The sequence below is a fragment of the Lactobacillus johnsonii genome (assembly GCF_013487865.1).
Lineage (GTDB): Bacteria > Bacillota > Bacilli > Lactobacillales > Lactobacillaceae > Lactobacillus > Lactobacillus johnsonii_A.
The window spans coordinates 930744-955883 of the sequence record NZ_CP047409.1; the positions used below are offsets into that span (position 1 = coordinate 930744).

General features: G+C 31.8%; 31 protein-coding genes and 2 pseudogenes. 27 read left to right on the plus strand and 6 right to left on the minus strand.

The window, feature by feature from the left end; all coding sequences use genetic code 11:
- The first annotated feature begins 273 nt into the window (after positions 1 to 273).
- Genes GTO82_RS04395 through GTO82_RS04405 form a run of 3 tightly spaced genes read left to right on the plus strand, consistent with a single transcriptional unit; the run spans position 274 to position 4194 of the window.
- Positions 274 to 1851, plus strand: a complete 1578-nt coding sequence (locus GTO82_RS04395) for an ATP-binding cassette domain-containing protein (protein WP_180873948.1) — start codon at positions 274 to 276, stop codon at positions 1849 to 1851.
- A 2-nt stretch (positions 1852 to 1853) separates the two neighbouring features.
- Positions 1854 to 3437 carry an ATP-binding cassette domain-containing protein gene (locus GTO82_RS04400; protein ID WP_180873949.1) on the plus strand — a complete coding sequence of 528 codons (1584 nt, stop codon included), beginning with the start codon at positions 1854 to 1856 and terminating at the stop codon, positions 3435 to 3437.
- Between the two features lie 10 nt (positions 3438 to 3447).
- A complete protein-coding gene (locus GTO82_RS04405; RefSeq protein WP_180873951.1) occupies positions 3448 to 4194 on the plus strand; it encodes a DUF4097 family beta strand repeat-containing protein in 747 nt (248 codons plus the stop codon).
- Positions 4195 to 4217: 23 nt separating this feature from the next.
- Here the strand turns inward: GTO82_RS04405 and GTO82_RS04410 are convergent, their stop codons facing one another.
- Entirely contained in the window at positions 4218 to 4937 is a 720-nt protein-coding gene (locus GTO82_RS04410; protein ID WP_260983186.1) for a GNAT family acetyltransferase, read from the minus strand.
- A gap of 94 nt (positions 4938 to 5031) precedes the next feature.
- On the opposite strand from GTO82_RS04410, the gene GTO82_RS04415 reads away from it, so the two are divergent.
- A complete protein-coding gene (locus GTO82_RS04415; protein ID WP_135960390.1) occupies positions 5032 to 5745 on the plus strand; it encodes a coenzyme F420-0:L-glutamate ligase in 714 nt (237 codons plus the stop codon).
- Positions 5746 to 5841: 96 nt separating this feature from the next.
- Here GTO82_RS04415 and GTO82_RS04420 read toward each other — a convergent pair whose 3' ends face one another.
- A complete protein-coding gene (locus GTO82_RS04420; RefSeq protein WP_180873953.1) occupies positions 5842 to 7023 on the minus strand; it encodes an MFS transporter in 1182 nt (393 codons plus the stop codon).
- Positions 7024 to 7201: 178 nt separating this feature from the next.
- On the opposite strand from GTO82_RS04420, the gene GTO82_RS04425 reads away from it, so the two are divergent.
- Positions 7202 to 7684: a nitroreductase family protein gene (locus GTO82_RS04425; RefSeq protein ID WP_180873954.1), complete on the plus strand. Its 483-nt coding sequence runs from the start codon at positions 7202 to 7204 to the stop codon at positions 7682 to 7684.
- A 63-nt stretch (positions 7685 to 7747) separates the two neighbouring features.
- Here GTO82_RS04425 and GTO82_RS09835 read toward each other — a convergent pair.
- Together GTO82_RS09835 and GTO82_RS04435 are read right to left on the minus strand one after the other, a co-directional pair.
- A pseudogene (locus GTO82_RS09835) lies at positions 7748 to 8011 on the minus strand (ATP-binding cassette domain-containing protein); the annotation flags it as partial.
- Positions 8012 to 8032: 21 nt separating this feature from the next.
- Positions 8033 to 8500 carry a hypothetical protein gene (locus GTO82_RS04435; RefSeq protein ID WP_180873956.1) on the minus strand — a complete coding sequence of 156 codons (468 nt, stop codon included), beginning with the start codon at positions 8498 to 8500 and terminating at the stop codon, positions 8033 to 8035.
- A gap of 95 nt (positions 8501 to 8595) precedes the next feature.
- On the opposite strand from GTO82_RS04435, the gene GTO82_RS04440 reads away from it, so the two are divergent.
- From GTO82_RS04440 to GTO82_RS04505, 14 genes are all read left to right on the plus strand, one after another.
- Positions 8596 to 9048, plus strand: a complete 453-nt coding sequence (locus tag GTO82_RS04440) for a GNAT family N-acetyltransferase (RefSeq protein WP_260983187.1) — start codon at positions 8596 to 8598, stop codon at positions 9046 to 9048.
- A 5-nt stretch (positions 9049 to 9053) separates the two neighbouring features.
- A complete protein-coding gene (locus GTO82_RS04445; RefSeq protein ID WP_180873958.1) occupies positions 9054 to 9776 on the plus strand; it encodes a hypothetical protein in 723 nt (240 codons plus the stop codon).
- Positions 9777 to 9808: 32 nt separating this feature from the next.
- Entirely contained in the window at positions 9809 to 10270 is a 462-nt protein-coding gene (locus GTO82_RS04450; protein ID WP_180873960.1) for an HIT family protein, read from the plus strand.
- A gap of 17 nt (positions 10271 to 10287) precedes the next feature.
- A complete protein-coding gene (locus tag GTO82_RS04455) occupies positions 10288 to 11097 on the plus strand; it encodes a DUF2785 domain-containing protein (protein WP_180873962.1) in 810 nt (269 codons plus the stop codon).
- Positions 11098 to 11099: 2 nt separating this feature from the next.
- Positions 11100 to 11396, plus strand: coding sequence for a MazG-like family protein (locus tag GTO82_RS04460; protein WP_180873964.1), 297 nt, complete (start codon positions 11100 to 11102; stop codon positions 11394 to 11396).
- A gap of 3 nt (positions 11397 to 11399) precedes the next feature.
- Positions 11400 to 11762 (plus strand): DUF6176 family protein, encoded by a 363-nt coding sequence (locus tag GTO82_RS04465; protein WP_180873966.1) that lies wholly within the window; start codon positions 11400 to 11402, stop codon positions 11760 to 11762.
- Positions 11759 to 12550 carry a tyrosine-protein phosphatase gene (locus tag GTO82_RS04470; protein ID WP_180873968.1) on the plus strand — a complete coding sequence of 264 codons (792 nt, stop codon included), beginning with the start codon at positions 11759 to 11761 and terminating at the stop codon, positions 12548 to 12550. Before GTO82_RS04465 ends, GTO82_RS04470 begins: the two co-directional genes overlap by 4 nt.
- A 102-nt stretch (positions 12551 to 12652) precedes the next feature.
- Complete coding sequence (locus GTO82_RS04475) at positions 12653 to 12946, plus strand: hypothetical protein (protein ID WP_180873970.1); 294 nt, start codon at positions 12653 to 12655, stop codon at positions 12944 to 12946.
- Between the two features lie 142 nt (positions 12947 to 13088).
- Positions 13089 to 15287: a phospholipase D family protein gene (locus GTO82_RS04480; protein ID WP_180873972.1), complete on the plus strand. Its 2199-nt coding sequence runs from the start codon at positions 13089 to 13091 to the stop codon at positions 15285 to 15287.
- 51 nt (positions 15288 to 15338) lie between these two features.
- Entirely contained in the window at positions 15339 to 16085 is a 747-nt protein-coding gene (locus tag GTO82_RS04485) for an alpha/beta hydrolase family protein (RefSeq protein ID WP_180873973.1), read from the plus strand.
- 150 nt (positions 16086 to 16235) lie between these two features.
- Positions 16236 to 16757, plus strand: coding sequence for a GNAT family N-acetyltransferase (locus GTO82_RS04490; protein ID WP_180873975.1), 522 nt, complete (start codon positions 16236 to 16238; stop codon positions 16755 to 16757).
- Between the two features lie 17 nt (positions 16758 to 16774).
- On the plus strand, positions 16775 to 17272 hold the full coding sequence (locus GTO82_RS04495; RefSeq protein WP_180873977.1) for a GNAT family N-acetyltransferase: 498 nt from the start codon (positions 16775 to 16777) through the stop codon (positions 17270 to 17272).
- A complete protein-coding gene (locus GTO82_RS04500; protein WP_180873979.1) occupies positions 17262 to 17876 on the plus strand; it encodes an NUDIX hydrolase N-terminal domain-containing protein in 615 nt (204 codons plus the stop codon). Before GTO82_RS04495 ends, GTO82_RS04500 begins: the two co-directional genes overlap by 11 nt.
- A 43-nt stretch (positions 17877 to 17919) precedes the next feature.
- The gene (locus GTO82_RS04505; protein WP_260983188.1) at positions 17920 to 19116 is read left to right on the plus strand and encodes an MFS transporter; all 1197 of its coding nucleotides are present in this window, start codon (positions 17920 to 17922) and stop codon (positions 19114 to 19116) included.
- Between the two features lie 51 nt (positions 19117 to 19167).
- On the opposite strand, the gene GTO82_RS04510 is transcribed toward GTO82_RS04505, so the two are convergent.
- Entirely contained in the window at positions 19168 to 19500 is a 333-nt protein-coding gene (locus GTO82_RS04510) for a type II toxin-antitoxin system YafQ family toxin (RefSeq protein ID WP_260983189.1), read from the minus strand.
- A complete protein-coding gene (locus tag GTO82_RS04515; RefSeq protein ID WP_180873983.1) occupies positions 19497 to 19766 on the minus strand; it encodes a RelB in 270 nt (89 codons plus the stop codon). Before GTO82_RS04515 ends, GTO82_RS04510 begins: the two co-directional genes overlap by 4 nt.
- Positions 19767 to 19844: 78 nt before the next feature.
- On the opposite strand from GTO82_RS04515, the pseudogene GTO82_RS04520 reads away from it, so the two are divergent.
- The 8 genes and pseudogenes from GTO82_RS04520 (at position 19845) to GTO82_RS04555 (ending at position 25033) form a co-directional block, all read left to right on the plus strand.
- Positions 19845 to 20347: pseudogene (locus tag GTO82_RS04520) on the plus strand (kinase).
- Entirely contained in the window at positions 20331 to 21152 is an 822-nt protein-coding gene (locus GTO82_RS04525; RefSeq protein WP_180873986.1) for a phosphotransferase, read from the plus strand. The pseudogene GTO82_RS04520 and the gene GTO82_RS04525 overlap by 17 nt, the downstream one beginning before the upstream one ends.
- Positions 21153 to 21617 carry an NUDIX hydrolase gene (locus GTO82_RS04530; RefSeq protein WP_180873988.1) on the plus strand — a complete coding sequence of 155 codons (465 nt, stop codon included), beginning with the start codon at positions 21153 to 21155 and terminating at the stop codon, positions 21615 to 21617.
- An 8-nt stretch (positions 21618 to 21625) separates the two neighbouring features.
- Positions 21626 to 22387, plus strand: a complete 762-nt coding sequence (locus GTO82_RS04535; protein ID WP_180873989.1) for a nucleoside phosphorylase — start codon at positions 21626 to 21628, stop codon at positions 22385 to 22387.
- Positions 22388 to 22398: 11 nt separating this feature from the next.
- On the plus strand, positions 22399 to 23181 hold the full coding sequence (locus tag GTO82_RS04540; protein ID WP_180873991.1) for a nucleoside phosphorylase: 783 nt from the start codon (positions 22399 to 22401) through the stop codon (positions 23179 to 23181).
- 40 nt (positions 23182 to 23221) lie between these two features.
- Positions 23222 to 23995 carry a nucleoside phosphorylase gene (locus GTO82_RS04545; RefSeq protein ID WP_180873993.1) on the plus strand — a complete coding sequence of 258 codons (774 nt, stop codon included), beginning with the start codon at positions 23222 to 23224 and terminating at the stop codon, positions 23993 to 23995.
- On the plus strand, positions 23988 to 24437 hold the full coding sequence (locus tag GTO82_RS04550; RefSeq protein ID WP_180873995.1) for an ASCH domain-containing protein: 450 nt from the start codon (positions 23988 to 23990) through the stop codon (positions 24435 to 24437). Before GTO82_RS04545 ends, GTO82_RS04550 begins: the two co-directional genes overlap by 8 nt.
- On the plus strand, positions 24437 to 25033 hold the full coding sequence (locus GTO82_RS04555) for a histidine phosphatase family protein (protein WP_180873997.1): 597 nt from the start codon (positions 24437 to 24439) through the stop codon (positions 25031 to 25033). The genes GTO82_RS04550 and GTO82_RS04555 overlap by 1 nt, the downstream gene beginning before the upstream one ends.
- The last annotated feature ends 107 nt before the right edge of the window (positions 25034 to 25140 follow it).

Below are 25140 nucleotides of genomic sequence, written 5' to 3' on the forward strand. Positions count from 1 at the left end.
TATTATCTAATACTTTAAGTAAAAATGAAAGATTATTTAATCATTTTTGTTGTATCGATAGTAACTTTTAAGCAATAACTTTATGTAAATATAAAAAATACTACTATAGTTTTTTTCAGTAAAAATGCACGTACTTGGCGATCTATGCCGCTTAACTTGTATAATTTTGCATCTTAGTTTATCTTTTTGACCACTTAATAAAAATAGCTTGTAAATTAAAATCTGCGCAGTAATATTAAAATATAAATAAAAAATTAAAGGGAGAGGTTAAGGATGAAGCTAAGCGGAATATTTAGAATAAATAAAAGTCGCTTTATTCTAATTTTTTTAATGATAATATTTGCTGCTGTAATAGATACCCTTTCTCAATATTTGATGACACCGGCATTTAATAATTTAAAGAATTTGAATTTTTTAGGCTTTGTAATCTTTATTGCTTTATCAAGGCTCTGTGATATTTGCCGGTTATTATTGGGTTCGGGTTCGGACTACTTGTACAGTAAACAGAGTCAAGGTTACTTACATCAAATAAGAAAAAAGATTAGCTTATATTTGTTTAAGAAGCAAATTGATGATACAGCATCAGTTCAAAATAATTTAGCTGCTAACTTGGATCAATTAACTAGAAACTATTTAAAGCCAATTAAAGCTGCCTTCTTATATGGGTTAATGGTTATTTTTTCAATAGTAGTGTTATTTTCTTACAATTGGAGCTTAGTTTTATTAACGCTTATCCTAACTTTAGTTTCACTTTTGTTGCCAAAGGCATTTGAAAATATGAGTTCAAATGCCACGATTGAAGTCATTAAAAGAAATGAAAAACTTTTAAAAGCGATTTCAAACTGGATTAATGGCTTAGATGAATTAAGAAGATATAGTAGTTTTAGAATTTATTCTGACTCCATGAATCAAGCAGCTGATGCTTATAAAAAGGCGGCTATTCACCAAGGTGCAACTATTGCTATTGCCGACTTAGCTACCTCTATTGTTAATATAGGTGGACAGATAATCTTGATGATTCTGGCTGCATATTTATACTTTAATGGGCAAATAGTCTTTGGTGCCGTTATTACAACAATTCAATTTTGTTCAACAGTTATGAATGGGACTGCGCAATGGAACTTAATTAAATCATCAAAGAAGTTAAATGAAGAGATAACCTCCTTAGAAGGCGCGAGCACACCTTTACAAAATGAGCATCAAGATGAAAACGTAGCTAAATTACAGATAAAGGGGCTACAGCATCAATTTAAGAATGGTGAACTTATTTCTTATCCAGATTTAACTATTAAAAGTGGTGAAAAAGTTTTAGTAATAGGCGATAGTGGTAGTGGAAAATCGACTTTATTTAAGCTGATCTTAGGTAAATTATCACCAACTAGTGGCAAAGTGATTTTTGAAGATAAGAATGGTAAAGAAATTAAACTCAATCGGGATGAACTTGGATATGTAGCACAAGATAATACTCTTTTTCCTGATACTATTGAAAATAATATGACAATGTTCAATTCAAAGCTTGATGAGAAAGTAAAAAGAGTAGTTAAACAAGTTGAGTTTGAAAATGATCTTAAAAAAATCCCAGCTGGTTTAAAGCATGAAATTAATTTGGATGAAGGAAATCTATCAGGAGGACAGAAGCAAAAAATCGTTTTGGCAAGAGCAATTTTAGCCGGATCAAAATGGCTCTTTATTGATGAGGGAACAAGTGCAATTGACAGTAAGGCAACAAAGAAAATTTTGGAAAATTTACTTAATCAGGAAACTACTATTATCATGATTGCCCATAATTTTAATAATGAGCTAGAGAACCTGTTTGATCGGAAAATCAGCTTGAAAAATGGAGGTGATTAGGGATGAGCTTTAAGGGATTTATCAAGACAAACTACCTTAGATTTATTTATATCAATTTTTTATCCATTATTTCTGGATTGGGCGCAATTGGTGCAGGATATGTCCAAATGTATTGGTTAACTTTCATCAAGAATAAAAACTGGATGGGAGTGTTATGGACAAGTCTTGCTATCGGAGTCTTATATTTAGCAGCCCAAGGCTTAATTTATTACATTCAGTTTGTTACTCGCATTCAAGAAGAGGAATATAATAAAAAAATTCGTAATAATCTTGCTAGTCATTACTTTAAGGACAATAAGTATCACAAAATAGCTGCGGCTCAAAATCGAATGACTAACGATCTTGAGATGGTAAGAGAAAATTATTTTGATTGGTACATTATCGTTCCTTTTTATGGAACAATGTTTGTTGGTGCTTTAGTTGCCTTACTCACAATTCATTGGCAAATTTTTGTTGTAAGTATTTTGATTGATATTGCATCTTACTATATTCCTAAACTTGTTCAGAAAAAGATGGAAAAGGCGACAACCAATGTTTCTGTTCAAAATAAACATTATTTAGATGTGTTGGAAAAATGGTTTTCTGGAGTTGAAGAATTACGTAGATATTTTGCCGGTGCAAAGCTATTTCAAGTTCAGAGTCACGCAGCTAATAAGATTGAAAAAGCGCATGTTCATCAAACTGGTACCCAGCAAGAACTAATTGTAATAAATGGATTATGTAACTCAATAGGACAATTGATCCTTCTTTCTCTGACTGGATATATGATCACTCAAGGACAAGTACTCTTTGGTGCAATCATGTCAGTACAAAATTTTGCAGCTAATATTTCCATTGGCTTGCAACAAATGATCCAAGCATTGAGTTTTATGAAATCTTCTGAAGAACTAATGGACCAAATTAGCAGTGATTCTGCACCACTACAGAATAATTCAAATATTCAGAAGAAAAAGCCAGCTCTAATTTCTACTGAGAATTTAGCTTTAGCTTTTCCAAATGGTGAGAAGTTAAGTTTTCCTGATATTCAAATAAAATCTGGAGAAAAAATTTTGTTAACTGGAGATTCCGGAGCTGGGAAATCTACCTTGTTTAAATTGATCTTAGGTTCAATAAAACCGACACAAGGATCAATTATTTTTAAAGATAAAGATGGAAAAGAAATTGATCCTGATATGTCGAAGATTGGCTATATTCCACAAGATCCAAATCTATTTCCTGGAACGATTGAAGAAAACATTACTATGTTTAATTCAAAATTAAATTCTCAAGTAGAGCCTATAATCAAAGAAGTTAATTTCGCTAATGATATTTCTAAATTCAAGGAAGGATTAGAGCATCAATTAAATCTAGATAAACTAAATATTTCGGGCGGTCAGAGACAAAAAATTGTTCTAGCCCGGGCTAAAGTATATGGAAGTGACATAATTTTGATTGATGAAGGAACTAGTGCGATAGATCAAAAGGCAACCATGAATATTTTAAAGAATTTAGTTAAGGGAAAAGAGACAATTATTTTTATAGCACATAATTTTAATCAAGAGATGCGTGAGTTATTTGATCGTGAAATTCATTTAGTTAAAGAATAGAGGAATAGATATGTTTTTTACAAAAAGAGAAGAAAGTGCAAAAAAGATTGACGAAGTATTAAGTCAAAAAGAATTTAATTCAGTAATAGTTGATTTTACAACACTGAATTTTAGGTTGGAATCGGGATCTAAGTTTGAAGTTAGATTTAAAGGTTATGAAGATGAAAAGCCAAATTTAAGTTTTGAAAAAGGAACTTTAAAAATTAAACAAATAGAGAAGGAAGATAATGATCATCATATCCATATTTTAAAAAAAGAACATGTCAAGCTTGTAATCAGTAATGAGGATATGAATGAAGTAGTTGTGATCGTCCCCAAGGATAAAAGTTTAGAAGCGCTGCAAGTTAATTTAGTAGCTGGAGATGGAAAAATAAGTCAAGTAACTACCAATAATGTTAATGCGACATTTATTAGTGGGGACTTGACAGTGAAAGAAGAAAGAATTGATAATTTTAAGGCAAATCTACAAGCCGGCGACCTTACTTTGAAAGGAGTAGGATTAGGGAAAGGAAAAATAAAATTAGCTGCTGGAGACTTCAAGATGAAAGATGGTCACATTATTCAATCTTTAGAAGTTAAAACTTCCACCGGAGATAACTTAGTTCAAGGTGCACAAGTTGATCGTTGTGAGTTGAGCACTACATTAGGAAAAAACAAGCTTTTTGGGCAAGATAAAAATAATGGTGAGGTTGGGAGTGAAAGAGACGGGAGCCTTTTAATTTTAGAGGCAGTCACTGGAGACAATATAGTGAAGTAATAAAAAATAGAGAAAGCTTGGTATCATATGTTCAAAATATATGTATTGTAACTTTGAGTTACATCTACATCAAATTGATGAAGTAAGTCCATTGCTGCCCAATCAGTATCGTCTGCTTCAAAAAATATGCTTTCGAAAGAACTGAACATATCTAATAGCACGCTTTGAATGAACTTAGGACATGTTTTTGGATTCGTAGAACAAATATAAGCAATCTCATTATTTTCAGTAAAAATAATATTTTCAATTTGAAAATTTTCATTAAGATGATAATATCCTGTTTTAGTAGGAACTTCTTTAATAAACTGATCTTTTGAGGTAGTTAGTGGTGACACAACTTTATGACTATTTTTATAATATTGGTATAGAAAATCACAACAGTCTAAATATTTATTATTGTGCATATCGAATTTTTGAATAGTTATTTTTTCTTCAGGAAGCAATTTCATATTATCTTTTTTAACAGTTAATGAAAAACACCGTCTTTTTAATTGAAAGCCATTTTTAGTTAAAAAATTGATTAAAGACTTTTCAGTTGAATCAAGCATAACTTGTAGTGGCTTCTTTTTATCTTGCATGATTAAAGAAAAGGGAGAGTATGTTGGATATACAAAAAGATTAAATTTGAGATAGCAATTTTGATTATGATAATCATTGGTATAAGTAGAGATTGTGCCAACATTCTTGTTATTTTCAAATAGTTGATAAGTGTTTGAATTAATTTTTAAGATTTTACTGGTCATTTTATTCTTAATCCTTTACTAAAATAAAAGAAGTATTAGGCTAAATATAGCACAAAATTTAGATTTATTAAATATTTTTATGAGAAGATAGCTAATGATAACAATTGAACAATTAAGTAATTTTCCAAAAATTACATCAAAATGTGATATTTCGCAAATAATAGTTGATACAATCAAAAACGAAAAATTTTCAATTAAAGATGGAGACATTCTTTGTATTGCGTCTAAGCTTCTTTCGAAAGCAGAAGGTAATTTTATAAATTTAAATACAATAATACCTTCTAATTTAGCTAAAAATATTCATAAAAAGTTGCCTAGAAAAGATCCTCGATTAATTCAGGTAATTATTGATCAAACACAAGATCCAACTGGTAAAAAACTACGAATAGAGAATAATTTTATTGGAGCTTTCTTGCCAAATGGCTTATTTTTAACTAGTGGTGGAGTTGATAAGTACAAAGATGATATTGTTCTATCATTACCACATAACTGTGATAAAATAGCACGAAATATTGGTGTAAGAATACAGCAGCAGCTTGGCGCCAAAGTAGCGATAATTATTACGGATAGTGATGGACGAATTGATAAAGTTGGGGCTACTCAAGTAGCGGTTGGCTTGTATGGAATTAATGGATTACGGAGGACAACATTTAGAAAAAAGAATAATGTGGAAACTATTTGCGACATGCTAGCTGCTGCATCTGGACTAATAATGGGACAAAGAGGATCTGGCTTTCCGCTTGTAAAAATTAGTGGATATAAGTATGAGTTTAATGCCGAGACAAAACTTATCGATGCGATAAATTAATATAATTCAATAGTAATACAACAAAAGAAAATGCTGTTAAAACAGGATATATTTTCCTAAGATTTAGCAGCATTTTTTAGATTAATATTAAAGTATTTAATGCTTATGCTTTAGATTGGCGTACATATTTCTAGTAACTTCAATTAAGGTTATGATTCCAAAGAAGATAGCTGAAGAAAGTAGAGCTTTATCTGAATTCTTAGCAATGATTGAAATAACAAATGGAGAAATTACAGCACCAATGTCCATCATAATTAAGCATAACGTAGTAGCAAGATTACTTAATTGGTCAGGAACACTTAAGGAGATAGCCTTAAAGATGTATGGCATCACAATTCCAAAACCTGCTCCAAGTACAATACATCCCACTACTAGCACATAGGTATTTCTTGCACTACTGATTAAATAAAATCCAAGCGCATTTAAAACCATACATAAAACCCATACCCACTGGTGCAGTTTAGTATAAAGCCAATTAAATGCGATGCCACGTGGAATACCAGTAATAGCAATTACTGCTAGCATTAACGAAGCCATACTTTCATTTCCTAAATGAAAATCTACGATAAAACTAGGAAGTTTGTAAGCAAGAGCCATGTAGAAAATATAAATCAAAAGTGTAAGGATACTGAGATAAAGAATGTTTGAATTAAAAGTTTGCTTTATATTAGAAAGGGAAAAATGTTTTCCAGAAGAATGCTTAGTTTTCTTAGGAACTTTAATAAAGTGTTCAAACATAAAAAATACGGGAATGGCAAGAATGTATACCCAGAAAACTGCGTGCCAAGATAATGTTACTAGATAACAAATAATAAAGGCAGAAGCGATGTAGCCAACATCGTTCATAATGTTTTGGAAACCTAATAGGCGATTGAGGTCAGTTTTATGATTTTCATAAATCATCATAATTAAACTTACGGCTAAGGAGTTATAAATCCCGATACCAAATCCAAGCAAGATCCGGAGAATAAATATTAGCCAAAAACTATTAACAATTACTGGTAAAGTTCCGCAGATTCCAACTAGAGCTAATCCAATTAAAATTACCTTTTTTCTGCCAATTTTTTTAACTAGAAAGGGATTTATTAAAAGACCAAATATTTCTCCAAAATTAGGAATAGTGGTCAGTAATTCCACTATAACACGAGGAATATTAGGAAAGGCTTTTTCCATTAAGGGAAGGGCAGGAGAAATAACAGAGGGCATCATAATGAAGAGAGAAATTGCTAATAAAGTAGCTTTAAAGATTGGTTTAGATACCTCTTTTTCAATATCCATAACTATCGTCCTTTCTTTGAAAATATTGCTTTCACCGTCATTCTAACAAAGATAGGTAGAAGAAGAAAAAATAACTATCAAAAGATTCAATTAATGATCTTTTATTACAATTTCTCTATGAGAGAGTAAAATAAACTTATATAGATGGTAAATAGTTTCACCTTGAAAGGAGAACATCATGAACGCAATTTTTGAAAGAAAAGCAATTCGAAAATATACTGATGAAAAAGTAGAAGAAGAAAAAATTCAAAGGCTAATTGATGCTTTTCAAGCTTCACCTTGTGCTATGCACCAAACAGACGTCATGGAACTTAGCGTCATTACAAAACCAGAACTACTTAAAAAGATAGAAAATAGTACAAACAATTCTTGTTATAATGCACCGTTAATATTTATGATTAATACTAAAAAGGACAGCCATTTTGGTGAAAGGGATGCTTCTGTAGCTGCTGAGAATATAATGGTAGAAGCAGCAGATTTAGGTTTAGGATCAGTTTATGTAATGGGTGGAGTATTTGCACTAAATAAGTTTCCTGAACTCCAAAAAGAATTGGGAATGGATGAAGGTTATGAAACTACTGTACTCGTGCCAATTGGTTATCCCGCTGATAAAGAACAAGTAGAAGATAGAGGCAATCGTTATAAAGTGGTTAGAAAATAAGTGAAAATATGCTAAAAAGGTACAGTGATGCTATATATAGTGGCTGTACCTTTTTACTATATTTTATTTACTTAGATCAATAATTTTATCGAAAAGTTTCTTTTCTTGATCAGAAATTTTATGGGCTACTTCAATTACTGCAAAGTTAGGATTAGTTAGAAGTGTTTTATGAATTGGCAATGAAAGTTTATTATCTAACGCACTGGTTGCTTCATCAGCAAGTAAAATTGGTCTTTTAGCTAAAATAGCTCGAGCAATCTCAATTCTCTGAATTTGACCTCCAGAAAGATTATTACTATTTTGCCCAACTCGATAATCAAATCCTTTAAGGAAGATAAAGTTAATAATTTATTTTTCTGTGTCATCTAATTTTCTCCCGTATTTAACAATATAAAAAAGTTGAGTTACTAAGGTAATTAGCCAAATTATTGTTAAAGTGCCTGAAATAGCAAAAAGTATATACGAAAATTGAGGGGCATCTTTTAATTGATGTGAGGCATAAATCATTAATAGCATACCACACCAAAAACTTAGATTGCTGATAAAGTCTAGTGATTTTGCTTTTGCTTTTGAATTTGTTTCAATTATTTTTAACTTAGAATCTTCTTCATTATGTTTATCATCGCTGGTATTTTTAATTGCACTTCTAAAGTAATAAAAAGCAGCACTGAGCAAAAGGATAATTTCGATTATGGACCAGATAATAGATCTAGTAGAAGCGTGATCTTGTATCTGTAAATATGAGACAAAAATTAATATGCCAATACCGACTATTGAAATAATGGCTGCAAGGATGTACTTTATTTTATTTTTCATTTAATCAGCTCCAGTTTACTATTGTAAAAATATAAAATTATGGTAGATTAATAATAAATAAAAAAATAATTAATGTAAATAGAATTAGGTTAAAAATGAGTCTAGAGATCAAATCTTATGAACAAAAATATTTTAATGAGTTGTGCTTAGTAATGGATAGAGCAAGAAAACAAGAACTTCAGAGTGAAGATTTGGAGGAGGTTTTTCTACCATTACGGGATGCACCATATTTAGATTATTTTTTGTCTTGTAAAATTTATGTAGCGTTTGAGGACGGTGTATTAGCTGGATTTATTGGTTTTCGGCCAGGTAATTTGAATTTTATTTATGTTGACCCAACTCACCAAAATAAGGGAATTGCGACTGAGTTAATTGAAAAAGTCTTAACTGAGTTAGAGAGACCCGTTAGATTAGAAGTATTTACTGATAATGAACGAGCAAAAGCTTTATACAGGAAATTTGGTTTTGAAAGAGTAAATACCATTACTGAAAAGTGGTCAGATGAATTTCCTGTCGTTTTTTCACAAGATACGATGGAATTGAGATAAATATTATGCGAAAAATTTTGATATCTACTGTTCATCATCCAAATATTATGAATAGTGAACTTATTAATGTAATCAATCATCTAAAAAAATGCTTTGATAATATTTATTTAAGTGTAAGTACAGTTACTTCAGAAAATATCCGAGATAGTTTTAAAGAAAATAACATTAATTTTATAACTATACCAGCTCATGGAGCAGCTGATGCAAGAAGAAAAGTATTAGCTTTTGCATTAGCTCATAAAAAAGAAGACTGTACCTATCTGTATTGTGATTTTGATAAAATAATTACTGCTATTTTAAATAGAAGAGATGAATTCATCACTTTTATTGACAACTTGGAAGTAGAAAATGAATATCAAATAATTGGTCGAGATTGTGCTACTTTTTTAACATATCCAGATACTTGGACAGAAACGGAACAGATTACTAATAAAGTAGCAGCCGATATTTTGAAAATTAGTCATCTTGATATTTTAGCTGGATGTTGTGTATTCAATAGTAAAATTGGAAAAACTATTATTCAAAATTCAAAAGAAATACTAACGGACGTAGAATGGCCGTTGATATGTAACCAACAAAATATTGAACTAAAGTATGTTTCTGTTTCATTTTTAATTTTTGAGTATAAATATAATCAAGGAAGAAATGACTATAGTTGGCAGGGCTACATTCCTCGATTAAAGTTAGCATTACAAGCTCTGCGTATTTTTAAAAATTACGACTTTTGAAGAAGTTTAAAAACAAGGAATGGGAAAAATCTATGTGTCTAATTTGTGAACGAATTGAAATGATTAAAAATAATGAGAATAAATTCTTTGTGAAAGAGTTAAAAACAGGTTATGTGGTATTGGGTGATAATCAACATTTTAAGGGCTACACGCTTTTTCTTTATAAAAAACATAAAAATGAACTATATGAGTTAGATTTGACTGAAAGGCAAGCTTTCTTAGAAGAAATGTCGTTAGTCGGTGAAGCAGTCTCAAAAGCTTTTGAATGTGAAAAAATGAATTATGAATTGCTGGGAAACGGTGATTCTCATTTGCATTGGCATTTGTTTCCAAGAGTAAGCGGAGATTTAGGAGAATACGGCTACCATGGCAAGGGACCAGTATGGTGGTATCCACGAGAAAAAATGTATAGTGCAGAGAATGTATTGAATGATAAAGAGCTTGAAGAACTAAAGCAAAAGTTGAAGATTGAATTAGATAAAATAGATCGATAATAATACAGAGAAGGCTTATGAAGATACAAGAACTGAAAGATAAGTTACCTGAGTCTACGCCTATATACACAAATGAAGAAATAAACTGGATGCTTAATCATATTGGGGATCCGGACAGTTTAATTAGGGATTCTCTAGTGTGCAATAGTCTTGGAAAAGGATTTTTAGAAGAAAATTTTTCATTAGATCAAGCACATTTTATGATAGAGAAAATCAAAACAAAGAATACTTTATTTTATAAAATTGATGAAACAGGAATTCCTACACTGACCAGATCCTTTACTTGTTTATTTTGGGATTTAATCATTAAAGTCACTAATGACTCAGAATCAGAATACTTCAAAATTTTAACCGATTCTGAAGAGAAAGAATTGTTCAAAAACTTACTAGTTTATTTGTCTAAAGAATCTGATTTTAAGGGATTCTCTAAAAAGTATGGTTGGTTTCATGCAGTTGCTCATTGTTCTGATGCAATTGCGGATGGAATGAAGAGCGATAACTTTGATTCTGAAATAGCACATCTCTTTCTATCATCAACTTACAAAATGTTAAATAGGGTAGATAGACGCTTTATTGATGGAGAAGAGTATCGATTATCAGATGTTTTTATAGAAGCTTTTAAAAATCAAAAAATTTCTAATGAGGATTTTATTAGTTGGATAAAAAGTTTTGATTTTAATCCTTATGCACCAGATCTGATAGAATTTTATCGATTTAATAATGTAAAGTCTCTTTTAGAAAATGTCTACGTAAAATTAAATAGCTTATCTTTATTAAATGTAAGCGTTAAGGACTATATTGAAGAACATTTTAGCAAGAAGGATTAAAAATGCTTATTGACACTAAAAAATTACAAAAAGCTATCCTTGAAAATAAGAAAAACCATAATTTTAATACTACTGATATTAAGTTTGAACTTCTTTCATTATACGGAGAAGTAAATGAACTTTTTCAGGCATGGCTAAAGGATGATCCGGAGAACATCAATGAAGAATTGGCAGATGTTGCAATTTTTCTTTTAGGAATTTCCGAAATGGTAGGAAGCGATCTTGGCGAAGATATTCTTAAAAAGATGGAAATTAATAAAAGGCGAAAATATATTGATGGAAAAAAGATTGAAGGATAGAAAATGACACAAATTGAATTAACTCGCTTTCGGATTAAGAAAGGTAAAGAGGAAAAAGCTCAGGAGTGGATGAATTTCTTAAATGAGCATCACGTCGATACAGTTAAAACAATGGCTGCTGAAAAAATGTATGTTGAGACTGTCTTTAGTGAAAAGAATGAAGATGGTTATACATATTTTTACTGGTATTCTGTCCAAGGCGAGAATGGTCAGAAGGTTGAAGAATCAGAAAGTTATATAGATAAGAAACATATTGAGTATTGGGATGAATGTATTGATTCAACCTATTATGCAGTAGATATGAAAGTTCAGCAAAGTTTAATCGCTCCAGAAATAGAGAAGGTAATTAATGAGGATAATTCATGACAACAACCTTATTGCCGGTTAATAGTATTCTTAATTCCCGAGATTTGGGTGGAATAGTGGGATTAGATGGAAGAAAGATAAAAACACACCGGCTAATTAGAACGGGAGCACTTACCCGTATGTCTGATGAGGATATTCAGTTTTTAAAAAATTACGGTTTAACAACAATCATTGATTTGCGATCAAAGAGTGAAAGTAAAGACCATCCCGATCCGCAAATTGAAGGTGTTAAAAATATTTCCTTGCCTCTTTCTGAAGAAGAAGGTACTTTAGGCGGGATTCAAGATTTATCACGAGAATATGATCTATATCATCATGATCCCCATGCTGCTTTTAAAATGATGTGTGATCATTATAGCAGCCATGTTGTTAAAGCGCATGATCAAAATACAGTTCGCCAAGTTTTAACTATTCTAGCCGAAAAAGAGGATGGAGCAACTATTTTTCATTGTACCGAAGGAAAAGATCGTACTGGTTTTGTAGTTTTATTCGTTTTATATATTTTAGGTGTTGAGTTAGAAGTAATTCGTCAAGATTACTTAGCGTCTAATTCCATTCTTTCTTCTTATCGAGCAGAACGTGATAAAAAGTTTGAAAATGCAGGTGAAAACCTTACCTTTAGGAGTAATATGCGAATCTTGAGTTCTGCTTCTGATTCCTTTTTTGATACGGTATTACTTACAATCGACGAGCAGTATCTAAACATGGATGCATATGTGAAAAATGTGTTGGATGTGACACTTGGATTAAGAGATCGTTTACGTGAGCTTTATTTAGAGGAAAAGTAAGTTTTAGAAAAACATTTTTATAAAGTAATATATGATTTTCGATCATAGTTTTTAACTTAACAGTCATTAGACAGAAGCGACCTTACAAAAGGAGGAAGAGGAATGGAATTAGGAGTGCATATGCTTGTCCCTTATTTATTGGCCACCGTATATTTTGTTTTTCAAGATTGGTTTCAAAATATCGCTTTAAAATGGTATGGTATCGCAATAGTTGCGATCGTGACTATTTGTTGGATATTTAGTATACGAGTCCATCTTAATATAATTCAGATTAGTGCAGAGCTGGTTCAAATAATATTAGCTTACTTTTTATTAACAAGAAAATTCAGTAAATTAACTACTTTTGGATTAATTATGATAATCGGTGTTGTAACTACAGTGGCTATTTTTTATTAATTTTTGGAAAAACAAATTAAAGATAAAAATAAACTAAGAAAAGGTATTCTTAGTTTATTTTTTCATCTTAAAAACTATGATATAATTTCTATGTAAATAATGCGAACATATGTACGAAAAAATAAAAAGAAAGGGGATAAATATGCTAACACTTTATGATTTAAAGAACAATGTAATGCTTAAACAACCAGATTTCTTTAAGTTGGTCGAAGGATATGACTCTTTTAAAGGAGTTAGTTTTGTTGGAAGTTTTAAAATAATAGAGAAAGAACTTTTGCCACGCTTTAAACAGATTGATCTAATTTTAGGGATGGAAGATCAGAAAATTGGTAAGAATTTAGATCAATTATTAAATGTCTCTAATAAAGTAAAGCAGCTATTGTCTTTAAGCCGAGATTCGGACTTTTTAGATCGAATTGAAAATCAAACTTTAAATTTAAGATTCACTAAGGATAAACTTTTTCATAGTAAATATTTCATTATTGAAAATGAAACTGATTTTATTATCTTCAATGGTTCAATGAATCTTACTAAAAAAGCTTTAAAGCAAAATCATGAAATGCTTTGGATGTATGAAGGTAAAAAGAATGATTTACAGGATTTAAAAATCTATGAAGAGCATCAAAAGCTTTTTAAGAAGAATTTCGAAGAAGATAGTGTTGAATACTTAGATAGAAAAATTATCAATAATCTATATGGTAAAACTAAAAAGCAAATTACTGCAATTATTGCAGATGAAGTAGTAGATAAAGTTCAACAAAATATTGTTGAAGTAAATCCGAAGGATATTGTAAAGCTTACTAAGGATGTGGCTAGAAAAGAAGAAACTTATGAGCTCCATCCTGAGACTGTTCAAAAAGTAGCTAAGCAACTTTTTACGGAAAAGGGTAATAAACGAAGAAATGAAGAAAAGGTCCGTGAAGAAGTTAAAAAAATTGTCTATCAAGACTTTAGTGATGCATCTCAAAACCGTGTAATAAAAGCTAGCACTCTATATCCTAAACCAGTTTGGGCTTATAAAGATAATAATATTATTGTTGAAGATACAAACACTAATTTATTTCATTCGCTTGAAGTTAATTCGGACATAGTTAGTGAGGATGATGTTCGTACTTTTGTTAGAATTATTGAAAGCTTTAAATTGAATAAGGTAAAAGATGAAAGTCACCAGGCACTCTCTGCATTTATTTATCTGATGACTGCTCCAATGATTTGGAAAATTCGTGAAATTTATCGTAAATCTAATTTTTCAAAAAGTGCTGATCAGATTCCTCTTTCGATGGTATTAATTGGAAGAGGCACTACTGGGAAGACTTTATTGGTACGAGATTATTTTAAAAAGTTTACTGGAGACAAGTCCCATAGTTTACAATACACTGAAATTAATGATGGTAATGGTGCTAGAACCGATAAAGCAGTTAGATTTTTAGACAATTATTTGCATTCTCAACGTTTTATTTCTCCGATGATTGTCGATGAATTAAATAGTAATTTTTTACATAGTAAAGTGGCTCTTAATGCAATTAAACAATGGTCTAATACTATTAAAGGAATTCATAATATTAATATCTTTGCCATGAATCATAATGCGGGTAGTAAAGAAATTAACAATCTTGAAGAAATTACCAAGCGTGTATATTACTTATCCTTTGAAGCTCCATGGCTTCCATCAAATCAACAAGAAATTAACTATAATATGTTAATTAATGATAATAATGACCATATTTATCGCTATGTAGTTTCCGAACTCAATAAGCGTTTAGTACATCTTACAGGTGAAGAAGAGGCAAATCTAATCGAAGATTATTTGAGCTTAACGAAAGAAATCTTAGGAAATCTGTTGAAGAAATATGGCTATTATGATCGCCTAAAGAATATTTTAGGAGCTAACTACGATTATAAAATTGATCGCAACCGTATTACATGGAAAATGTTAATTCTTGATGATCATTATGAACATATTGCGTTTACTGATGGAGATGATAAGTATTTCCATGTTTCAAAAGCTATTTTTAATGATTTTAAAGCTAATGGATATGAGAATATTAATCAAACTCTAGATAATTACTTTAATATGTTCCCACGAGAAGGCGGTATTGCAATTGAGCAATACGGTAATGGAATGCGTCTTGATATTGACAAGTTTGATAAGTTCATTGGTGAGCCATTAATTAGAAAGCACTATGAACGAATGCATAAAGATGAAAAGCAGCAAGATAATATGACTGCTTTACTTAAAGCTCAAGTTGAACAGAATAAGATAATAGTTGAAAAGTTAACTGAGCAAAAAGAGCAAGAAAATAAGAAAAAAGGTTTTATTTCTCGTCTATTTAATCGCTAGTAATTACGCTGAACCTAAGTTATAAACTATAATTAACTTGAGGTGAAGAAAATGGAGATTACAATTAAACGTGATGGTCTAAACTTACATGGTTTACTTGAAGGAACCGATAAGATTGAAAATGATACGATTGCTATTTTAATGCATGGTTTTAAAGGTGATTTGGGTTATGATGACAGTAAGATTTTGTATGCTCTCTCTCACTACTTAAATGATCAAGGCCTTCCAACAATTCGGTTTGACTTTGATGGGTGCGGAAAAAGTGATGGTAAATTTGAAGATATGACTGTCTACAGCGAAATCCTAGATGGAATAAAAATATTGGATTATGTTCGTAATACTGTTAAGGCAAAACATATCTATTTAGTGGGACACTCGCAAGGTGGAGTAGTAGCGTCAATGCTGGCTGGATATTATCGAGATGTTATTGAAAAATTGGCTTTACTCGCTCCTGCAGCAACTCTTAAATCTGATGCTTTAGATGGAGTTTGTCAGGACAGTACTTATGATCCAATGCATATCCCTGAAACTGTCAATGTTGGTGGTTTTGAAGTGGGCGGAGCTTACTTTAGAACTGCTCAATTATTACCGATTTATCAAACAGCAGAACATTATAATAGGGAAGTTTTATTGATTCATGGCTTAGCAGATAAAGTTGTGTCACCTAATGCCTCAAGAAAATTCCATACACTTTTGCCTAAAAGTGAGCTCCATTTAATTCCAGATGAGGGTCACATGTTTAACGGAAAAAATAGACCTGAAGTATTAAAATTAGTTAGTGAGTTTTTAATAAAATAAAAGTATATTATTACGATAAGCAGAGATTAGTTAGTGGATCTCTGCTTATTTTTTTTATGAATAATTATTATGATTTTACTCTTGAAATATTAAATGAATTTAAGTAAAATTTAATGTAGTTTAACCGTTAAGAGAAGAGGAGCTGCGGATATGAAACATATTGCATTTGTTTTACATAATTTTTCAACTGGAAATAAGAAAATTGAATTAGTTTTACCAGAAGTCTGGCAAGCCGCTTCTCTGTTTGATCAACTTCAAAAGAATTTTGTTGAATTTTCTAAATATTTAAAGTGGGCTGAAAAAATTAAGTCTGCTAAAGATGAAGCTGCATCAATTAAAATGTTTCAAGAAAAGATGGTTGCTGGGGGAGCATTCAATTTAGTTATCTTAGTTGATGGTGTCCCTAGTGGAATGATTGATTTGCACGAATTGAATCAAAGATCAGGTGAAGTAGGTTATTGGCTTTCTGGGGATGCGCAGCATTTAGGAATTATGACTAAATCGGTTGAGTTTTTAGTAGAGTATGCTTTTAAACAGCTGAATTTAGAATTTTTAATTTTACGAACGGCTCAAGATAATTTAGCTAGTCAACATGTGGCCCAGCGTGCAGGATTTCAGTATGTGAAAGATGATAAAAATGATCATAAAGTCTTTGTATTAAAGAACGAGTAAAATCAGGAGGAACAGGTATGGAATTTAAGAAGATAACAAACAAAAATTTATGGGATGTTGTCAATCTTCAAGTTAAAGCAAATCAAAAGACATATGTTGCGACTAATACAGTTAGTTTATTAGAAGCTTATGCTACCCAGAATGAAAATGAACGAGTTGAAACTTTTGCTGTGTATGAAAAAGATATATTAGTTGGTTTTATTATGATTAACTTTAATGTATTCAATTGGGACGGAGCACCAAAAGTAGCTCGTAATAATTATTGTATCTGGCGATTTATGATTGACCAAAGATATCAAGGAAAAGGATTGGGCAAAAAAGCACTAAATAAACTTATTGATTATATAAGAGCAAAGCCTCTAGGCGAAGCTAAAAAAATATATTTGTCCTATGTACCTGGAAACGAATGGGCGGAGAAATTATACAAAGAAGCTGGGTTTGTTCCGAACGGAGAAAAAGATGAGGAAGAAATTGTGTTAGTACTCGATTTAGGTGGTGAAAATAATGACAGATAAACTTGTTGATTGGGCTATTCGTCTTCAAAGTTTAGCGCAAGCTGGATTAACATATGGAAAAGATAGTTTTGATCTTGAGAGGTATCAAGAAATCCGCGATATTTCGGCTGAAATGATGACTGAGAAGGCAGGTTTGCCAATTGAGAAGGTAAAAAATCTATTTTGTAATGAAGTAGGTTATCAAACTCCTAAGATTGCAACTCGGGCCGCTATTTTTAAAGATGATAAAATGCTGCTAGTTCAAGAAAGCGATGGCCTATGGTCAATTCCCGGTGGCTGGTGTGAGGTAAATCTATCAGTTAAGGAAAATGTGATTAAAGAAATCAAAGAAGAGGCTGGCATTGATATTACAGTTGAAAGATTAATTGCGATTCACGATAGCAATAAGCACTATAAAGGAATGTATCCTTATGGAATTAGTACAGTATTTTTCTTATGTAAGCCAGCTGGTGGAAGCTTTAAAGAGAACGATGAAACTATTGCAAGTGGTTATTTTGCGTTGGATGATTTACCCGAGTTGAGTGAAGATAAGGGATCACGTGAACAGGTAGAAATGTGCTTTAAGGCATATCATGATCCATATTGGCAAGCAAATTTTGAGTAGAAGGAAGTTTATGTAGCAGTAAAAAATAAAGGGGTTGATGATTATGAAATCAAAAAGTATAAGCTTTAAAATTGCAGTTTTATTTTTAACTTTTACGGCAGTGTTTACACTATTCCGATCATCAATGTCAGGAATATTTTCATTATTCTATGCTAAAAATGGTATCCCGAATGCTAATATTAGTTCAATAAAATCCTTTCAAAATATTGGTATCATGCTGGGGTTGCTACCAGCTGGATATTTAGCAGATAGAATTGGAAGGCTAAAAGTTCTATCTTTATCTTCAATAGTTATTGCGAGTAGTTTTTTAATCCTAATTCTGTTTAGAAACTTTTTATTCTTTTCTTTAGCAGAACTCTTATATGGAATTGGACTTGCATTTAATTCTGGGACACTCATTGCCTATATAACTGACTTGCAAGAGCAAAATCATCTTTCTCCGAATAGCAAATTAATGGGGATGCAAGTTATCATCCTAAATTTAGCCACCTTAATAGGTGGAAATATTGGCACCGGGCTCTTTGCAATTACAGATACTGCACCAGTTTGGTTTGCATTGATTGGCTTAGGATTATATCCTGCGTTTATTTTTTTCATGATACAGTTTTTATCTTTTTCGGATAATAAGGCATCACATAAGCGGAAAAATAATAGTATTAAAAATATCGCTAATTTCTTTAAAAAAAGAAATTTCTGGATATTGTTGTTGCTGAATGTTGGATATGATTGTGGGACGCAGTTTATTCTAATATATTGGTCGATTATCTACGTTGAAAAATTAGGCTTTAACTTATCTCTTGTCTATACCTTATTTATGTGTGCACTTATTTTAGGGTCGCTTATATTTAATAGGATATCAACATTTGCTAGTTCAAGAAGTATTACGATATTAAATACAGTGTGCATGATTTTGGTGTTTGTTCTGAGTGGAATTATAGAAAATAAATATTTGTTGTTGACACTTTTTCTATTAATTGAATTACTAATTGGGATGATGTCAGGACAGATTTCTGCTACTAGTAATGAAGCAATTTATGGAGAAAGCAACAAATCTACTATGCTTTCGACAGTTTCATTTATTGCTGAAATTTTAGTCAGTCTTTCTCTATTTGTAAGTAACGCAATTATGAAGTTGGCTGGGAATTTAAAAGTAATGTTTTTTGTATCAGCAGCTTACTTTAGCATTGTTTTATTAATAATTCCGTTGATAAAGCAGAAGAAAGAGTTAAGTGCAAAATAAAAAAAGACGATCAGGCATAATCGAGTGATCGTTGTCTCTTAATATGTATATTTAAATTTTGGATGGAGCATGTTTATCTAAAATTTTATGATCTCCTGTTGTAACCAAAGTTAAAATTAATTCATTATGATTTAACGAATATACAACAATCCATTGGTCATAGGTAGAATTGTTAAAGTTACCAATGCGAGAAGGATGAAATTCGTTATAACCTTTCCATTTTCCCTTTAGTTGATGGTGCTTCATTTTCCTTAACTTTGAGGTGTCATTTTCTAAAATAGCCTTTAGGCAGATACTAATTAATTCAACTGGATAATTTTTTCTCTTTAATTTCTTTAATTCTTTTTTATAGGTCGGAGATATATAAATTCTAATATTTTTCATAAACGATCCATCCAATTATCTAGATCGTCTAAAGTGCCAATTTTTTCAATATTTCCAGTTTCTACTTCTTTTTTTGCTTTTAAAGCTTCAGGTGAATCTAGAAAATTAATGAGTTCTATATCATCATCTGCTGCTTTTCCAACAGCAAATCTTAAAAATTCAGAAAGAGTAATTCCTCGTTTTGCTAAATTTCTTATTGCTTTTTCTTTTACATTTTTAGAAACACGAGTTGAAGCAGTGCTATTACGAGTAACCATATTATCCATAAAAACATCTCCTTTCATGTAATACCATTGTATTACACAATGCTTAAATTGACAACAAATGAAAGAGGTGAGATAAGAATGTCTAAATTAATTATCATTAGAGGTAATTCCGGTAGTGGTAAGACCACTCTGGCAAAAGAAAGTCATCAATGGTTGCCGCGTAATACTTTACTGATTTCACAAGATATAGTTAGACGAGATATGCTCCGCGTTAAAGATGGAAAAAACACGTTAGGGTTACCATTATTTGAGGATTTACTTCATTATGGTTGTCAAAATTGTGATTATGTGATCCTTGAAGGCATTTTGAATGCAGAGTGGTATCTTCCTTTGTTTAGACAAGCAGAGGAGCTATTTGGTAAGGAAATTTTTGCATATTATTTTGATATTTCTTTTGAGGAAACCCTAATACGCCATAAGCAGCGTCATATTAGTTCTTTTGGAGAAAAGCAAATGCGTTCGTGGTGGAAAGAAAAAGATTATATCAATTTTATTTCTGAAACTAAGTTTTCTAGCCAAACAACTTTAAGGCAGAAATTGAAACGATTATGAAGGATATTGGCTATGTCAACAATCATTAATCAATTAAATAGGCGGTTGAAATCTGACTTGCACGAAATTAATCATGAATCACTTAACAGCACTTTTGTTGGCTATAGTAATTTATATCGGCAATCGATTTTTGTAAAACAATTTGCAAAAGAGCAAGGTTATTACACTGAAAAGATGGTTACAAATCAGTTAAATGATCGAGTTTTAGGCGGTTTTTTGCTTAATAATACGTTTGTTTTAGTGTTAAAAGATTGCTCACCAAAAGATATAGGAGAAAAGATTGATTCGAATCTAGTTTTTGAGATGGGACAAGTATTAGGAGAATATCATTTAAAGGTGAAACCATTTATAAGAATTAAGCTTGTTAATGGACAGTTTGATGATTACGTAGCTGAAATAGATTCTTTTAAAGAAAGTTCATACAAAAGAAGATTGAAGAAACTTACTAGTAAATTTCTACCTTATGAAAATAAAATTAAGTTTGAATTATCTCAACATTCAAAATTTGTCTTGCATGGTGATGTGGGCATCAGAAACTATAAATATGTTGATAGTAAGCTAGCACTTATTGACTTTGAAAAAGCACGTTTAGGGCCAGTATATCAAGATTTTATAAAATTGTTTTACCAAGATTTTGATTTGAATGAAGAATTGATTCAATCATTTCTGGCGGGATATTCAAGTAAGAATCCTAATTATCACTTATCTGACTTAACAAAACAATATTTGATTTTTACTACTGCAGTGGGCATTTTTAACTATACTGAAAAAATTGAGGATCTGGCTTTCAGACATATTGGAGAGACAATGTTAGACACGATTGAGAAGAAATAGATGGAACAAGATTACATTAAAAACTTGCGTAAAAAGGTAGGCCACGAACCACTAATTTTAAATTTTGCTGGTGGAGTTTTAGTCAACGATCAAGATGAAATTTTGTTGCAGAAAAGGTCGGATTTTAAGTCATGGGGTCTGCCAGGAGGAGCAATGGAATTTGGAGAATCTGCTCAAGAGACATGTGTGCGTGAATTTTTAGAAGAAACAGGATTGAAAGTGAAAGTTAAATCTTTGCTAGGAATTTCGACAGATTTTATCCAGCATTATCCTAATGGGGATGTAGCCCAAGCTGTCGTAATTGAATTCTTGGTAGAGCTAGTAGGCAAAATGAATAAGAAACCAGATTTAGAAACATTAGAGTTGAAATATTTTTCGACAGATAATTTGCCGGATATTTTTAATAAGCAGCACTTAAATTTTATTGAGCATTACTATAAACGAGATTATCCATTTTTTGAATAGGAGTATGTATGAAAGAAGAGCGATGTATTTTACAAATAGATAAAGATCCAGAAGCCGTTATTGAACCCGATTATGAAAAACAACCGTTTAAATTTCATTCTAAATTATTATTTGCATTTGTCCCTAAAGAAGATATTGATAATTTTTTAGAACAAGTTCCCCATAAAGTGTTAGGTTCATATGATACAATTTCCTTTCAACCAGATATTTATGAAATTGAAAGTAATGGAGAATACTTTACTTTATGTCAAGCTCCTTTAGGAGCACCAGCAGCCACACAATTACTCGATTGGTTAATTGCATATGGTGTCAAAAAAGTTTTAGCATTTGGAAATGCTGGTACGCTTGTAGATTTACCAGAAAATGAAATGTTTATTCCGATTAAGGCAATTAGAGATGAAGGAACTTCTTTCCATTATTTAGAAGATAGTTTAACAGTCGACTTGAACACCGAATTTTTAAGTCAGGTAAAAAAGGCAATAACTGATCTAGACTATCAATACGAGCAAGTGACGACATGGACAACAGATGCCTTTTTCAGAGAAACATCGAAAAAAGTAAGGCAATTCCGTGAGTTAGGGGCATCTGTAGTAGAGATGGAGTGTTCAGCACTAGCAGCATGTGCACAATTTAGAAAAGTTGAATTTGCGCAAATTTTATTTACAGCTGATACTTTAGCTAATGAAGAGGACTATGATCCACGGGATGGTGGAACCGATTCACATCGGCGTGGATTAGAAATTTGCTTTGAGATATTACAAAAATTGTAGGAGGAGTAGGTATGAAAGAAGAGACAGGACAACCATTTATTCTAGATTTTGATGGGAATCATCATGCCGTGCTTGAACCAGATTTTGAAGACTTACCATTTCACTTTCATCCGAAGTTACTTTACGCCTTTGTTCCTAAAGAAGAAATTGATTCTTTTTTAGATCGACATCCTCATCGCACTCTAGGAAGTTTCCGCACTATTTCGTTTAGACCTAAAATTTATGAGGTCAAAATTGAAAACGAATATTTCACTTTATGCCAAGCTCCATTAGGAGCGCCTGCGGCCACAAAGTTACTTGATTGGTTAATTAACTATGGAGTTAAACAAATTTTAGCGGTTGGAAATGCTGGTGCATTAAATGATTTGCCCGAAAATACAATGCTTGTACCTACAAAAGCAATTCGAGGAGAGGGAACTTCATTTTATTACTTAAAACCTAGTCAGTTTGTAGAACTAGAACCTGCATACTTGTCTCAAGTTGAAAGAGCAATTTCAGAATTAGGCTATAAATACAATGAAATCATCACCTGGACGACAGATGGTTTCTTCAGAGAAACGCCAAAGAAAGTTGCTCAATTTCGTCAATTAGGAGCCGATACTGTCGAAATGGAGTGTGCGGCTTTAGCAGCATGTGCGCAATTTAGAAAAGTAGATTTTGCTCAAATTTTGTTTACTGGAGATTCATTAGCAAAAATGGAAAACTACGACCGTCGTGGTTGGGGACGTAAGTCATATGGAATTGGATTAGAAGTGGGTAGTCAAGTGTTAAGTAAATTGAACAATTTTAAATAGAAATTCAATCTGTAAGACTTTAAAGGAGTAGGAGAAGCTTATGAAAGAACAACCATTTATTTTAGATTTTGATCCAAATCATCATGCGGTAATTGAACCAGATCATGATCAAGAACCATTTCATTTTCACTCACGCTTGCTTTATGCCTTTGTTCCTAAGAATGAAATTGATGCATTTTTAGATCAGCATCTTCACCGCACTATAGGTGAATTTGAGTCAGTTTCTTTTAGTCCAAAGATTTATGAAGTTGAATTAAATGGTAAATACTTTACTTTATGTCAAGCACCGCTTGGAGGACCTGCTTCTGTCCAATTACTTGATTGGTTGATTAGTTATGGCGTGAACCAAGTTTTAACTGTTGGTAATGCGGGCGCGTTAACTGATTTACCAGAAAATGAGATGTTACTAGTCAAACGTGCAATTCGTGATGAAGGAACATCTTTTCATTATATGGAGCCAGGTCAATTTATCGATTTGAATCAGAATTTCTTAAAGCAGGTAGAAGATGCCTTAGCTACTTTAAATCTTAAGTATGATGAAATTACTACTTGGACAACTGATGGCTTCTTCAGAGAAACGCCCAAGAAAGTTGCACATTTTCGTCAGTTAGGTGCAGCAACTGTTGAAATGGAATGTGCATCTTTAGCAGCTTGTGCGCAATTCAGAAAAGTGTATTTCGCTCAAATTTTATTTACTGCTGATACATTGGCTGATATAGAAAACTATGATGAACGTGACTGGGGGTATGAATCTCACAGTGCGGGGCTAGAGATTGGATCTAAAGTTTTAACGAAATTAGGTAAAGATGAATAAACAATTGAAACAATTTTGGCAAGATTTTTGTCAAAGCCATAACTTAGAATGTGATACTCCGGTAGAAGCATGGGCTTTTGGAGCAACTGCTGAAGATGCAGACGAATTGGCTGAGTTGGTAAATCGAGGCATAAAAACTGCTACTACATCTGCCTATGAACTTTATGATAAAAATGAAAAAATACCTCAAGTAGATGAGTGGAGTATTGTTTTGAATAGTAAAGAAGAACCTGTTTGTGTTATTCAAGATAAGGTAGTGGAAATTATACCTTATGATTTAATTTCTAAAGAACACGCCTACCATGAAGGTGAGGGTGATCGAAGTTATGAATATTGGCGTCGAGCCCATGATGATTTTTTTGATTGGGAATATCGAGAAGCAGGTAAAGCGTTTTATCCTCAGGCACCAATGGTATGTGAAGTTTTTGAAAAGGTAGAATAATGAAATTACTAATTGTTAGACATGGTGAAAGTAAAGCAGATATTTTAAAAGTATGTGAAGGATGGGCTGATTTCAGTTTAACTGAACGTGGAAATAAGCAAGCTTTAAAAACTGGTAAATGGATTGTTGATCACTATAATATAGATAAAATTTACACTAGTACATTAAAAAGAGCTCGTGAAACTGCACATTATCTTGAAGAATTAACTGGCCTTTCAGCTATTGGAAGGGATAATTTGAAAGAATTCAATAATGGTCTCCGGGCTGGCTTACCATATGAGGAAGCCTATCAAAAATATCCTGCGGTTGAAGTTCCTATCCACAAAGCATTGTACAAGCAAGAAAGTAAACTCGAATTTAGAATGCGAGTAGAGAGTGTTTTATCAGAGATATTAAGTCAAAATTTATCAGATAATACCATTGTAATTGTTACTCATGGTGGAACAATTACCCAACTATATCATGCATTATTAAAGTTACCAATAGATGCAAAGATTAAATTTGGGACTGGGGATGCATGTTTGCATGAGTGGACAATTGAAAATAAAGATTACCGAATAGATCATTCTAATTATTGTCCCTATCTCAAAAAATAATCAGCTAGGATATTCTTAGAGCAATTATATGGAAAGTTTTTGAAAAGGTAGAGAAAGTAATAGAAAAAGGTATTAAGTAGTTATTTTGATATTACTTAATACCTTTT

Excerpts from the sequence above, each read along its gene's own strand:
- GTO82_RS04505 (WP_260983188.1), top strand. The coding sequence starts at position 17,920 with ATGAAATCAAAAAGTATAAGCTTTAAAATTGCAGTTTTATTTTTAACT.
- GTO82_RS04420 (WP_180873953.1), bottom strand. The coding sequence starts at position 7,023 with ATGGATATTGAAAAAGAGGTATCTAAACCAATCTTTAAAGCTACTTTA.
- GTO82_RS04415 (WP_135960390.1), top strand. The coding sequence starts at position 5,032 with ATGATAACAATTGAACAATTAAGTAATTTTCCAAAAATTACATCAAAA.
- GTO82_RS04500 (WP_180873979.1), top strand. The coding sequence starts at position 17,262 with ATGACAGATAAACTTGTTGATTGGGCTATTCGTCTTCAAAGTTTAGCG.
- GTO82_RS04400 (WP_180873949.1), top strand. The coding sequence starts at position 1,854 with ATGAGCTTTAAGGGATTTATCAAGACAAACTACCTTAGATTTATTTAT.
- GTO82_RS04485 (WP_180873973.1), top strand. The coding sequence starts at position 15,339 with ATGGAGATTACAATTAAACGTGATGGTCTAAACTTACATGGTTTACTT.
- GTO82_RS04525 (WP_180873986.1), top strand. The coding sequence starts at position 20,331 with ATGTCAACAATCATTAATCAATTAAATAGGCGGTTGAAATCTGACTTG.
- GTO82_RS04450 (WP_180873960.1), top strand. The coding sequence starts at position 9,809 with ATGTGTCTAATTTGTGAACGAATTGAAATGATTAAAAATAATGAGAAT.
- GTO82_RS04540 (WP_180873991.1), top strand. The coding sequence starts at position 22,399 with ATGAAAGAAGAGACAGGACAACCATTTATTCTAGATTTTGATGGGAAT.
- GTO82_RS04445 (WP_180873958.1), top strand. The coding sequence starts at position 9,054 with ATGCGAAAAATTTTGATATCTACTGTTCATCATCCAAATATTATGAAT.
- GTO82_RS04490 (WP_180873975.1), top strand. The coding sequence starts at position 16,236 with ATGAAACATATTGCATTTGTTTTACATAATTTTTCAACTGGAAATAAG.
- GTO82_RS04480 (WP_180873972.1), top strand. The coding sequence starts at position 13,089 with ATGCTAACACTTTATGATTTAAAGAACAATGTAATGCTTAAACAACCA.
- GTO82_RS04555 (WP_180873997.1), top strand. The coding sequence starts at position 24,437 with ATGAAATTACTAATTGTTAGACATGGTGAAAGTAAAGCAGATATTTTA.
- GTO82_RS04535 (WP_180873989.1), top strand. The coding sequence starts at position 21,626 with ATGAAAGAAGAGCGATGTATTTTACAAATAGATAAAGATCCAGAAGCC.
- GTO82_RS04465 (WP_180873966.1), top strand. The coding sequence starts at position 11,400 with ATGACACAAATTGAATTAACTCGCTTTCGGATTAAGAAAGGTAAAGAG.
- GTO82_RS04470 (WP_180873968.1), top strand. The coding sequence starts at position 11,759 with ATGACAACAACCTTATTGCCGGTTAATAGTATTCTTAATTCCCGAGAT.
- GTO82_RS04550 (WP_180873995.1), top strand. The coding sequence starts at position 23,988 with ATGAATAAACAATTGAAACAATTTTGGCAAGATTTTTGTCAAAGCCAT.
- GTO82_RS04495 (WP_180873977.1), top strand. The coding sequence starts at position 16,775 with ATGGAATTTAAGAAGATAACAAACAAAAATTTATGGGATGTTGTCAAT.
- GTO82_RS04435 (WP_180873956.1), bottom strand. The coding sequence starts at position 8,500 with ATGAAAAATAAAATAAAGTACATCCTTGCAGCCATTATTTCAATAGTC.
- GTO82_RS04530 (WP_180873988.1), top strand. The coding sequence starts at position 21,153 with ATGGAACAAGATTACATTAAAAACTTGCGTAAAAAGGTAGGCCACGAA.
- GTO82_RS04515 (WP_180873983.1), bottom strand. The coding sequence starts at position 19,766 with ATGGATAATATGGTTACTCGTAATAGCACTGCTTCAACTCGTGTTTCT.
- GTO82_RS04545 (WP_180873993.1), top strand. The coding sequence starts at position 23,222 with ATGAAAGAACAACCATTTATTTTAGATTTTGATCCAAATCATCATGCG.
- GTO82_RS04425 (WP_180873954.1), top strand. The coding sequence starts at position 7,202 with ATGAACGCAATTTTTGAAAGAAAAGCAATTCGAAAATATACTGATGAA.
- GTO82_RS04475 (WP_180873970.1), top strand. The coding sequence starts at position 12,653 with ATGGAATTAGGAGTGCATATGCTTGTCCCTTATTTATTGGCCACCGTA.
- GTO82_RS04440 (WP_260983187.1), top strand. The coding sequence starts at position 8,596 with ATGAGTCTAGAGATCAAATCTTATGAACAAAAATATTTTAATGAGTTG.
- GTO82_RS04460 (WP_180873964.1), top strand. The coding sequence starts at position 11,100 with ATGCTTATTGACACTAAAAAATTACAAAAAGCTATCCTTGAAAATAAG.
- GTO82_RS04410 (WP_260983186.1), bottom strand. The coding sequence starts at position 4,937 with ATGACCAGTAAAATCTTAAAAATTAATTCAAACACTTATCAACTATTT.
- GTO82_RS04405 (WP_180873951.1), top strand. The coding sequence starts at position 3,448 with ATGTTTTTTACAAAAAGAGAAGAAAGTGCAAAAAAGATTGACGAAGTA.
- GTO82_RS04455 (WP_180873962.1), top strand. The coding sequence starts at position 10,288 with ATGAAGATACAAGAACTGAAAGATAAGTTACCTGAGTCTACGCCTATA.
- GTO82_RS04395 (WP_180873948.1), top strand. The coding sequence starts at position 274 with ATGAAGCTAAGCGGAATATTTAGAATAAATAAAAGTCGCTTTATTCTA.
- GTO82_RS04510 (WP_260983189.1), bottom strand. The coding sequence starts at position 19,500 with ATGAAAAATATTAGAATTTATATATCTCCGACCTATAAAAAAGAATTA.